We start from the raw sequence: 11003 nt of genomic DNA, 5'->3' as shown, positions 1-11003 counted from the left end.
GGTCGGCCGCCGGCCGGCTGACCCGCGACTCCCCCGTCTTTTTCGTCGCCGCCCCGGTAGCTCCGCCCATGCCCGACGTTCTCGTCGCCGGCGAGACGCTCGTCGACTTCCTGCCGGGGACCGCTACGCCCCTGGCGGCCACCGAGGAGTTCGCCCGCCGACCCGGCGGCGCCCCCGCCAACGTCGCCGTCCGGCTCGCCCAGCTCGACCGCCCCGCCTGGTTCTGGACCCGCGTCGGGAGCGACCCCTTCGGCGACTTCCTCGTCGAGACGCTCGCCGACCGCGGCGTCCCGGACCGGTTCGTCGAACGGGACCCCTCGGCCAAGACCACCCTCGCGTTCGTCAGCGGCGACCCGGCGAGCGGCCCCCGGTTCACCTTCTACCGCGACGGCACCGCCGACACCCGCCTCGAACTCGGCCGTGTCCCCGACGACGCCCTCGACGCCGTCGACTGGGTCGTCGTCGGCAGCGTCCCTCTCGCCAGCGACCCCTCGCGGGGAGCGATCCGCGACCTCGTCGACCGCGCGAACGCCCGCGACTGCACCGTCGTCTTCGACCTGAACGCCCGCCCGGAGCTGTGGGGCGACGCCGACTTCGCCGGGGAGGTCGACCGGATACTTCCCGCCGTCGACGCGGTCAAGGCCTCCCCCGAGGACCTGGGACCGGCCGGGATCGAGGGCGACACCGGCGATATCGACGCCGTCGCACCACAACTCCACGAGCGCGGCCCCCACACCGTCTTCCTGACGCTGGGCGAGGACGGCGCGGCGGCCCGGGCGGCCACCGACGCCCCCTGGGGCCCCGCCGAGGCGTCCCATGGCGGCTACGCCGTCGACGCCGTCGACAGTACCGGGGCCGGCGACGCTTTCACCGCCGGCGTCGTCGACGCGCTGGCCGGCGGCGAACGGGACCTGCGTGCCGTCCTCGAACGCGGGAACGCCGTCGCCGCCGCCGCGACCACCCGCGCCGGCGGGATGGCCGAGCTCCCGAACCCCGATTCCGTCGTGTAGACCGCCCGTTCGCCGCTCTCGAACGGTGTCAGTACTGACCTGTGGCGATACCTTCATATTCTCGGGTCGTCCAGTGATCGACAGATGGCGAACACTGGCCCGACGCACGACGTATCGATACACGGGGTGATCCCGCCGACGATCACCGCCTTCACCGACGACGAGGAGCTGGCGCTCGACGCGACGGCGGCGCACGCACGGTTCGTGGTCGATCGGGGGGTCCACGGCGTGTTCCCGCTGGGGACCAACGGGGAGTTCCCGATGCTCAAGCCCGACGAGCGCGCCGCGGTCATCGAGGCAGTCGTCGACGAGGTGGGCGAGGAGGTGCCCGTGATCGCCGGCGTCAGCGCGCCCAGTACCCGAAACACCGTCTCCTACTCGGTCGACGCCGAGGACGCGGGCGCCGACGCGGTCGTCGTCGGGATCCCCTACTACTACCCGATCGACAACGACGCCGTCGTCGAACACTACGAGGAGGTCACCGACGCCGTCGACATCCCGGTGTACATCTACCACTTCCCCGCTCGGATGGGCAACAAGCTCGACCTCGATACGCTGGACCGGCTCGCGACCATCGAGGGGATCGTCGGCGTCAAGGACTCCAGCGGCGACGTGGCGTGGCTCGGCCAGGCCATCGACCGCCACCCCGAGCTCACCTACCTCGCCGGGCTCGACTCGCTGCTGTTCGCCGAACTGGAGATCGGCTGCACGGGACTGGTGAGCGCCGTCTCGAACGTCTTCCCGGAGATGACCGTCGAGCTCTACGAGTCCTACGTCGACGGCGACGAGACCCGCGCCCGCGAACTGCAGAGCCGCGTGTTCGACGTGTGGAAGGCCATCGACCAGGGCCCCTATCTGGGCGGCGTCAAGTCCGCGCTCGATCTGCATCCCGAGGTCGACTTCGACCCCGGTCCGATGCGGCGGCCGCTCCAGCGGATGAGCGATGAGGAGGAAGTGCAACTGGAACGGACGCTGCGGACGCTGGATCTCATTTAGTCGTCGCAGTCGGCGGCGGCCGCGACGCCCCGCTCGCGGCGGGCGGCCGGCTCCACGTCCGCGTTGGCGGCGACCTCGCGGCCGAGTTTGCGGATGCGGTCTTCGAGGCCGGGCTCGGTGACTCGGTCGCCGTCGAACTTGTCGTAGGCGCCGCGGATGCCGACCTGGGTGGGCACGGTCCAGCCGTGGACCGACCGGACCACGGTGCGGAGGTGGTCGAACGTGCTCGCGTAGCTGCCGCCGCCGGCGGTGGCGAGCAGGCCGACGGTCGTGTCCGTGAACTCGTCTTTGCCGCAGTAGTCCAGCGCGTCTTTCAGCGTCGCCGAGTAGGAGCCGTGGTAGACGGGCGAGCCCAGGATCACGGCGTCGGCCTCGCGAACCCGGCGCTTGAACGCGACGACCGCCTCGCCCTCCTCCGCGTCGGGGTCGAACGGCGGCAGGTCGATCGTCCGCAGGTCGAGCAACTCGGTGTCGGCGCCGGCGTCGGCGGCCGCGTCGAGCGCGATCCGGAGGGCCCGGCGGGTGTAACTCCCCTCGCGGCGACTGCCGCAGACGGCGACCACGTCGGGGCGGGTCATGTACTCGGATCGACGCACCGGCCGAATAAAGGTTCGCTGAACGCCGTTTTGGTAGCGACGCGGACAGGTCTCCGCCCGTTCGTCGGACCGACGCCGTCCGCCCGCGTCCCGCGGGTCGGCGCCGCTACATAGCCGTCGGGAGCGCTACGTGCCCCACATAGCAACCGGTTACACGCGCTGGCGGACAGATACCACCACGCCCGAGACACATGACGGACACACCGCACGACCGGGTCGCCGACGCCGTCGAGACCGTCGACAGGGAGATCGAGTACATCACCGACGAGCGGGCGGCGTTCGACCGCTTCCGCGCCCGTCTCTCGAAGGTCGAGCCGTGGACCCCCGCGACGGCCGACGGGAACGCGACCGACGCCGCGAGCATCGGCGCGGGCTCGGCGGCCACCGGGTCCGCTCCGACGCTCGCCGCGGCGCGCTCGGAACCGCCCGTCGGCACCGGGCTCCGGACCGTCCGGACGGCCTACCGCGAGACCGTGATGGCGGTCCCGCACTTCGAGGCCGAGTACGACGACACGCTCCGGGCGAACCTCGCCGCCGAGTGCGGCGCCGACGTGGCCGCGCAGGTCGTCGACGGCACGCGGCTGACGCCGCCGCTGTACCGCGCGCTCGCCGCCGCCGCCGACCGGGCCGTCGACGAGCGGTCGCGGTTCCGTCGCTCCCTCGAACGCGAGCGCGACTCGCTGACGGCCGTCGGGGACGGCCTCGCGGCCTGCGAGCGGCGCCTCGACGAGATCGGCGCCGAACTCGACGGCGCCGACTCCGCGCGGTTGAGCCGCCTCGACGAACGGCTGGCCGAAACCGAGGCGACCTGCGCCGACCTGGCCGACGAACGCCAGCGACTCGTCCACGGGCGCCCCGCGGTCCCCCTCTCCGGCGTCGACGGGGTGAGCCTGATCAACTTCCTCTACGGCGACCGCGAGCGGCGGTGTCCCGCGCTGGCCGCCGTCGCCGACTGCCTCGAACGGGTCCGCGACCTCCGGACGCGCTGTCTGCGGTGACCGTCGACCGCGCGGGGCGGCTCCCCTCCGGTTCGCACCCGGCCTCCGCCCACTGTGACCGCACCGCAAACGGGAACCTTTGGCCGCGAGCGCGGGCTTAAACCGACAGCGGCCGCGACCGGAGACCGTGACCACGAGCGAAGCGTCGGGCGCGACCGCGACGGGCGCCGCGAAGCCCCACGGCCGCGCCGGCGTGTTCGTCTCCATCTGCGCCTTCTCCTTTCTCGTGAACTTCGGCCGGATCGCCTTCGCGCCGCTGGTCGACTACTTCATCCGCACGGGCGTCAGCCCCGCGACCGCGGGGCTGGCCGCCACCGCCGTCTGGGTCGGCAGCGCGCTCCCGCGACTCCCCACGGGGTATCTCCTCACCGTCGTCTCGCGCCACCGGGTCATCACCGGGATGGGCGTCGGCCTGGCCGCCGCGGCCGCGTTCACCGCGTTCTCGCCGTCGATCCGCGTCACCGTCGTCGGCGCGCTGCTGGTCGGCCTCGCTTCGGGCGTCTTCTTCATCGCCGCCAACCCCCTCGTCAGCGAACTCTACCCCGACCGGGTGGGGCTGGCGGTCGGCCTCCGCGGGATGTCCTCGCAGGTCGCCGCCGTCACCGCCCCGTTCCTCGTCTCGGTCGCCATCGCCCGCGGGTCGTGGCAACTGTCCTTCCGCGCGCTGGCCGCCCTCGCCGTCGTCGTCACCGTCGTCTTCGTCCTCGCGGTCCGTCGCGCCGACCTCCCCGAGGCGGGCGCCGACGACCGCGACCTGCTGGGGGGGATCCGCGCCCAGTGGCGCCTCGTCGCCGCCGGCGTCGTCTTCGTCGGCGTCACCGGCTTCGTCTGGCAGGGCGTGTTCAACTTCTACGTCACCTACCTCGGCGCGAAGGGGATCGCGGCCGGCCCGGCCAACACCCTCCTGACGATCACCTTCGGCGCCGGCGTCCCGTCGTTCGTCGTCGCCGGCCGGCTGGCCGACCGCTTCGACTACCTGCCCGTCCTGCTCGGCGTCCTCGGCGGCTTCGTCGCCACCCTGTTCGCGCTCACGCTCGTCTCCTCGTGGCTCGCGGTCGCGGTCGTCTCCGTCGCGATGAGCCTCGTCATTCACGGTCTGTTCCCCGTCGCGGACGCCTACCTGCTGGACTCGCTGCCCGACGAGAACCGCGCCAGCGCCTACTCGGGCTACAGCGCCGTCATGATGCTCATGCAGGCCCCCGGTGGCGTCGCCGTCGGCGCGTTCTACCAGCTCGGCATCCCCTACGACGGCGTCTTCCGCGGGTACGCCGTGGTGGTCGGCGTCGTCGCCGTCGGGATGCTGGTGCTCGCCCGCGCCGGACGCCTCCCGACCGGCGAGTGAGTCGACGCGCGTCGGTCACGTTCGGTACAGGTGACGGCTGTTGCGGTCGCGGTGAGCGGTGCGGTTGGCGTGCGCTGTCGCGACTCTCGTGTCGCGACAGCATCGCGCGAGGGATGAGCATCGCAGCCCGCGAGAAGCGCAAGAGGCTGGGGAGGTGTGAGGCCGTCTGCGGTTGCCGTGCGGGGCCGAGACGTGTTGTTGCGGTTCCTGGCGGACTGAAAGGGCGAGGCGCGCTCGCGTTCATGTAGTCGTCTGAGCGGGCCCTATCCGCGCGGGCGGTGCCGAGAGCGCGGATATCCCGCTTCAGCGACCGCGAGCGCGGTGAGGGCTTTCATCGCCTGCTGTCTCCTGTGGTCGAAACAGTTGCTAGCGAGCGCGGCGAGGGCTTTCATCGCTCACCGTCGACTGCGGTCGCTGTCGTTCGACTTCAGTCCGAGACTCGGTCACCCCAAACCGATAACTGAGCACATCGAACTGACCGTCCTCGTCTCGATCAACACCTACGCTTAGGTGCGGGGACGCCCACAGCCGATCCATGCAGGTCGAAACACACTCGGCGAACGAGACGGTCGAAGTCGCAGACGGCGTCCACCTCACACAGCTGGCGGTCGGCGAGCGGACGAGCATGCAGCACGTCCACATCGAGCCGGGGGCGGTGGTTCCGGAGCACAGCCACGAGCACGAGCAGGTCGGCTACATCACGAGCGGGTCGGGCGTGTTCGTCGTCGACGGCGAGGAGTTCCCGGTGAGTTCGGGCGACTCCTACCACCTCGCGAGCGGGGAGCCCCACAGCGTCGAGGCGACGGGCGACGAGCCGCTGGACGGCATCGACGTGTTCGCGCCGCCGCGGGCGGACCCCGACTGGATGGACTGAGCGGCGCGGCCGGGAGCGAACACCTGAGTCCAAAGGTCTAAGCACCGTCGTCGCCAACCACGAACCACTATGAGCACCGAAACCGAGGACGGCGACGACCTGCGCGAGCGCATCTCGAACTTCCTGCGGCGCAACTTCCCGCAGATCCAGATGCACGGGGGCAGCGCGGCCATCGAGGAGATCGACCGCGAGAACGGCTCGGTGACGATCCAGCTCGGCGGCGCGTGTTCGGGCTGTGGCATCTCCCCGATGACCATCCAGGCCATCAAGACGCGCATGACCAAGGAGATCCCCGAGATCGAGACGGTTAACGCCCGCACGGGCGGCGGCATGGGCGGCGGCGAAGGCATGATGGGCGGCGACACCGGCCCCTCGATGCCCAGCGACTCCCGCGGCGGCGACATCGGCGGCGACGAGGACGAAGGCCCCGAAGCGCCCTTCTGACGCCGGCTCCTCGGTTCACCATCTCACGTTTTTCATCCGACCCAGAGTCGCGACGCTGGCGGTCGTCCAATCCGAACGTGAGCGACCGAAAACGAGCGCCTAAATTCCCAGCGCCGTCGAGATCGGAATCCCGGCGGCGACGGCGCCGAGGAGGTACCCGGCCAGCACACCCGCGTTCAGCGGCGGGAGGCCGGCGTGGGCGCCCTCGACGCGGTGGACGAGATAGAGCAGGCCGCACATGCCGACGAGGCCGCCGAGCAGGGCCCCGAGGGCGGGCGCGTTGGCGTTGAGCGCCGGGACGACGGCGGGCGCGTCGAGGAAGTGACCGGCGCTGACCGCGAGCATCCCCGGGATGATCGCGTCGCCGAGCCCGAGGAGGGCGATCTCCGAGCGGGCGGGCGAGCCGGCACTCTCGTCGTCGGTTGCAGCCGCGTCGTCCTCCCCGTCCCCGTCGCCGATCAGGTCGAACTCGGGGTCGCGCATCGAGAAGTCGAGCGAGTGGGGGACGACGAAGACGATGGGGGCTTTCAGGTCGCCCAGGCCCGCGGCGAGTTCCTGCATGTGGCCGGAGACGTAGACGGCGTAGGCGTCGTAGCCGGCCCAGGCGACCAGCAGGACGACCACCGGGAGAGGTCCGAACCCGAGCCCGAGCATCGGGATGGCCGCGGCGCCGAAGACCACCGCCGCCAGGTCGTTGACGTACCACTCGGGGTAGCCCCAGAGGACGGCGAAGACGACGGCGGCGACCGCTATCGACGCCGGACTGTCGGGCAGTCCCATCAGAGCGCTGCCGCTCGGGGCGATCGACCCGACGCCGGTCAGGGCGACGAACGCCACGGCGGTGAGCGTGCTCGCCGACCCGAGCAGGAACACGCGGACGAGCGCCTCGCCGTAGCCGTAGCGGAACGCGGCGACCATCCCTCCGGTGGCGACCAGCAACAGCACCGCGAAGACGCCGACGTTCCCGACGCTCCCGGGGTCCTGGAACATGGCCAGGCCCATCGCGTCGATCTCGTCGGTCAGCGCGAGCCCCAGCAGGATGGTCGCCGCGTAGCACGCGACGATCCCGGCGTAGGCGTAGGTGCCGGCGGGGATGCCGGTCGTCGACCCGGCCGCCTCGGCGTCGGCGGCGCCGTCGTCCGTGGCGTCGGCGGCTCGCTCGCTCACGGCTCCTCCCCCGGACCGGGCCGAGTCGTCGACACCGCGCGTACCGGCGTCCGTTGCATGGTCGGGGCAGACGGCCACCGCCGGCAAATATCTCCCGGACTCGCCGCCGCGGCGGGGCCCGCGACCGGGCGCGGGGCGGCCGCGGAATCACGGAGTTTAATTCCGTGCGTCGCGCCCACCCTGCCATGAGCGAGACAGACGGTCCGGGGAACGTCCTGTTCGTCGTCATGGACACGGTCCGCCAGAGCCACCTCTCGGTGTACGGCTACGACCGGCCGACGACGCCGAACCTGGAGGACTTCGCCGACGACGCGCGGGTCTTCGAGGAGGCCGTCGCGCCGGCGCCCTGGACCCTCCCCGTCCACGCCTCGCTGTTCACGGGCCTGTACCCCACCCAGCACGGCGCCACCCAGGAGAACCCCTATCTGGAGGACGCCACCACCCTCGCCGAGTCGCTGTCCGCGGCGGGCTACGCCACCGCTTGCTACTCCTCGAACGCCTGGATCACCCCCTACACCAACCTCGCCGACGGCTTCGACGACCAGGACAACTTCTTCCAGGTCATGCCCGGCGACCTGCTGTCGGGCCCGCTCTCGAAGATCTGGAAGACGATGAACGACAACGAACGGCTCCGGAGCGTCGCCGACCGGCTCGTCGAACTCGGCAACACCGCCCACGAGTACTTCGCCGAGAGCGGCGGCGGCGACACCAAGACCCCCGAGATCGTCGACCGCGTCCAGGACTTCGTCGAGGACAGCGAGGCCGAGGGCGACGAGTGGTTCTCCTTCATCAACCTGATGGACGCCCACCTCCCCTACCACCCGCCCGAGGAGTTCGCCGACGAGTTCGCCCCAGGGGTCGATTCCACGGAGGTCTGCCAGAACTCCAAGGAGTTCAACTCGGGTGCGCGGGACATCGACGACGACGAATGGGAGGACATTCGGGGCCTCTACGACGCCGAGATCGCCCACATCGACCACCACCTCGGGCGGCTGTTCAACTGGCTGCGCGAGACCGACCGCTGGGATGACACGCTGGTCGTCGTCTGTGCCGACCACGGCGAGCTGTTCGGTGAACACGGCCTCTACGGCCACGAGTTCGGCATCTACGACCCGCTGGTCAACGTCCCGCTCATGGTCAAACACCCCGAACTGGACGCCGAGCGCGACACCGAGACCCAGGTCGAGTTGCAGGACCTCTATCACACCGTGCTTGACCACGCGGGCGTCGAGGCCGATACGGGCGGCGAGCCGTTCGACCGCGCTCGGTCGCTGCTCGACGCCGACTACCGCGAGTTCGCGAACGTCGACGCGCCCCGCGGGGCCGACTCGCGCTTTTCGGCCCACGACGACGGCGAACTGGACGACTACGCCTTCGTCGACTACCACCGGCCGGTCGTCGAGCTCAACCAGCTCGAAAGCAAGGCCAGCGCCGCGGGCATCGACCTCGATCGGGACTCCCGGTTCTACTCGCGGATGCGCGCGGGCCGCCGGACCGACGGGAAGTACATCCGCAACGAGCGCATCCCCGACGAAGCCTACCGGCTCGACACCGACCCCGACGAACTGGACGACCTCGCCGGCGGGGACGACGAGGTGATCGCCGCGACGGAGGACGCCCTCGTCACGTTCGAGTCGGAGATGGACGGCGAGTGGGCGGACGTGACCGACGAGGACGTGCTCGACGACATGGGTGAGGAGGCCAAGGACCGCCTGTCGGATCTGGGGTACATCGAGTAACCGTGAGCGACACTGGACGGGATCTGTTCGACTTCGTCGACCGCCAGATGGCCGTCAAGATAGTCGGCGGGTTCGCAATCGCCCTCGTCGTCCTCGCGCTGATCGCCTACGGTATCGGCATCGACAAGATCCGCGCGGAACTCGCCCGCGCGGACCCGACGTGGCTGGCCGTCGGCTGTCTCTCGACGGCCGTCGGCCTCGTCGCCTGGGCGAAGGCCTGGCAGATAGTGCTCCGGGTGGTCGGCTATCGGATCCCGTTCCGCAAGCTCGTCGTCACCTACTACGCGGCGACGTTCGCCAACTACGTCACCCCGCTGGGCCAGGCCGGGGGCGAGCCCTTCATCGCCTACGTGCTCTCTAGGGACACGGAGGCGTCCTACGAGGACTCGCTGGCCTCGGTCGTGACGGCGGACCTGCTGAACCTCCTCCCCTTCTTCACCTTCGCCGCCATCGGCACCGTCGTCCTCGTCGTGCGGACGACGCTCTCGCAGCAGGTCCGCGGCGTCGCGGGCATCCTCGTCGTCTTCGCGGTGGGGGTGCCGGTCGCCGCGGTCGTCGGCTGGCGCTCGCGCCGCCGCGTCGGGTCGTTCGCCCTGCGCGTCGCCGCGCCGGTCGTCCGGCGGGTTCGTTTCCTCAGCGTCGAAGGGCTGCGCGAGCGACTGCGCGAACTCAACACGGCCTTCGAGCGCATCGCCGCCGACCGGACGGCGCTGGCCCACGCGCTCGTCTACTCCTTCGTCGGCTGGCTCTTCTTCGCCCTGCCGCTGTACGCCGCGGTCCGCGCTCTCGGTGAGTCCATCTCCATCTTCCTCGTCTTCTTCATCGTCCCCGCGAGCACACTCGCCGGACTGACCCCCTCGCCCGGCGGCCTCGCCGGCGTCGAGGCGGCGCTGGCCGGCCTGCTCGGGACGCTGGGCGGGTTCTCCTTCGCCACCGGCCTCTCTATCGCCATCGTCTACCGGCTGGCCAGCTACGTGTTCGCGGTGCTGGCCGGCGGGGCCGCCGCGGTGTACGTCGTCTCGCGGTCGTGAGCGGCCGAAAGGACCGTCCGCGAGCGCGGCGCTGGCGGCTGCTTCGCGACCGCAAACGGTGGCACGGCGGCCGCTGGTGCTCGGTGGGACGAGCCGGCAGAAACGGACCGAGCGACCCCGATCAGAGGGTGCCGAGTCGGATCTCGTCGTCTGTGACCGAATCGATCCGCTCCTCCTGGAGCGGGTACGCGTCTTCGCCACTGTCCCCCCAGCCGAGTTTGGACATGATCGTGTCCGAGATGCCCGGGTCGGGCTCGACGTGTGCCGTGCCGTGGCTCACCTCGACGACGCGACCGACCTCGTCGCCGTCCGCCCCGATTACTTTCTTGCCCTCGTCGGCGTCGGTGATCTCGGTATCAGTCGCCATAGCGCCCGGATATACCCCTTTCGAACACCTGTAGCTCGCCCTTGCGGCTGCAGGCTGCAACCCGGGCGGCCGCTCGGGGACTCGGTCGGCTCGCGGTGCTGACCGGTCGGTCGAAAAGGGGGAACGTTGGGGGGAAAGTAGGGGGAAGTCCACCGGAAGGCGGGCAACGGAGGCCGGCAGGGGGGAGAGCCGGCGGGTCGGGAGACCCGTTCGTTCCCGGGCTGCGTCGGGGGAGACGCGTTAGGGGGGAATGCACCGGGAACGACCTCCGGCAGCGCGCTCGTGCCGGCGAGGACCGCATGCGAGCCCGGGCGACCCGAGCCGGCCCGCGAGGGAACGCCCCACGCCGGATGGCGCGGTCGGGCTCCCGCCGGGGGCCGGTCGAACCCACACCCCACCAGGCACACACGGATGCGCACGGTGCGATGGGCCGTTCGGG

11 protein-coding genes are annotated in these 11003 nt (G+C 71.0%); 8 read left to right on the top strand and 3 right to left on the bottom strand.

Annotated elements, in window-relative coordinates; genetic code table 11:
- Window positions 1-68 precede the first annotated feature (68 nt).
- Together HZS54_RS01160 and HZS54_RS01155 are read left to right on the top strand one after the other, a co-directional pair.
- Window positions 69-1010, top strand: a complete 942-nt coding sequence (locus tag HZS54_RS01160; protein WP_179920148.1) for a carbohydrate kinase family protein — start codon at window positions 69-71, stop codon at window positions 1008-1010.
- Window positions 1011-1094: 84 nt separating this feature from the next.
- A complete protein-coding gene (locus HZS54_RS01155; RefSeq protein WP_179920147.1) occupies window positions 1095-2006 on the top strand; it encodes a dihydrodipicolinate synthase family protein in 912 nt (303 codons plus the stop codon).
- Here HZS54_RS01155 and HZS54_RS01150 read toward each other — a convergent pair.
- A complete protein-coding gene (locus HZS54_RS01150) occupies window positions 2003-2584 on the bottom strand; it encodes an NADPH-dependent FMN reductase (RefSeq protein WP_179920146.1) in 582 nt (193 codons plus the stop codon). The genes HZS54_RS01155 and HZS54_RS01150 overlap by 4 nt on opposite strands.
- 209 nt (window positions 2585-2793) lie before the next feature.
- Here HZS54_RS01150 and HZS54_RS01145 point away from each other — a divergent pair, with 209 nt between their 5' ends.
- The 4 genes from HZS54_RS01145 (at window position 2794) to HZS54_RS01130 (ending at window position 6260) form a co-directional block, all read left to right on the top strand.
- Window positions 2794-3600 (top strand): DUF7260 family protein, encoded by an 807-nt coding sequence (locus HZS54_RS01145; RefSeq protein WP_179920145.1) that lies wholly within the window; start codon window positions 2794-2796, stop codon window positions 3598-3600.
- Window positions 3601-3727: 127 nt separating this feature from the next.
- Window positions 3728-4942, top strand: a complete 1215-nt coding sequence (locus HZS54_RS01140) for an MFS transporter (protein ID WP_179920144.1) — start codon at window positions 3728-3730, stop codon at window positions 4940-4942.
- A gap of 535 nt (window positions 4943-5477) precedes the next feature.
- Window positions 5478-5816: a cupin domain-containing protein gene (locus HZS54_RS01135; RefSeq protein WP_179920143.1), complete on the top strand. Its 339-nt coding sequence runs from the start codon at window positions 5478-5480 to the stop codon at window positions 5814-5816.
- 69 nt (window positions 5817-5885) lie between these two features.
- Window positions 5886-6260, top strand: a complete 375-nt coding sequence (locus HZS54_RS01130) for a NifU family protein (RefSeq protein ID WP_179920142.1) — start codon at window positions 5886-5888, stop codon at window positions 6258-6260.
- Window positions 6261-6359: 99 nt separating this feature from the next.
- On the opposite strand, the gene HZS54_RS01125 is transcribed toward HZS54_RS01130, so the two are convergent.
- Entirely contained in the window at window positions 6360-7427 is a 1068-nt protein-coding gene (locus HZS54_RS01125; protein ID WP_179920141.1) for a presenilin family intramembrane aspartyl protease PSH, read from the bottom strand.
- Between the two features lie 185 nt (window positions 7428-7612).
- Between HZS54_RS01125 and HZS54_RS01120 the strand changes: the two genes are divergently transcribed.
- Window positions 7613-9166 (top strand): sulfatase, encoded by a 1554-nt coding sequence (locus tag HZS54_RS01120; RefSeq protein WP_179920140.1) that lies wholly within the window; start codon window positions 7613-7615, stop codon window positions 9164-9166.
- Window positions 9167-9168: 2 nt separating this feature from the next.
- On the top strand, window positions 9169-10197 hold the full coding sequence (locus HZS54_RS01115) for a lysylphosphatidylglycerol synthase transmembrane domain-containing protein (protein ID WP_179920139.1): 1029 nt from the start codon (window positions 9169-9171) through the stop codon (window positions 10195-10197).
- Window positions 10198-10318: 121 nt separating this feature from the next.
- On the opposite strand, the gene HZS54_RS01110 is transcribed toward HZS54_RS01115, so the two are convergent.
- Entirely contained in the window at window positions 10319-10564 is a 246-nt protein-coding gene (locus HZS54_RS01110) for a PRC-barrel domain containing protein (protein WP_179920138.1), read from the bottom strand.
- Window positions 10565-11003: the final 439 nt, after the last annotated feature.

Origin of the sequence: Halosimplex pelagicum (assembly GCF_013415905.1) — an archaeon.
GTDB classification, from domain to species: domain Archaea; phylum Halobacteriota; class Halobacteria; order Halobacteriales; family Haloarculaceae; genus Halosimplex; species Halosimplex pelagicum.
The sequence above is the reverse complement of the archived record's forward strand: the minus strand, read 5'-3'. Positions and strand labels throughout refer to the sequence as shown.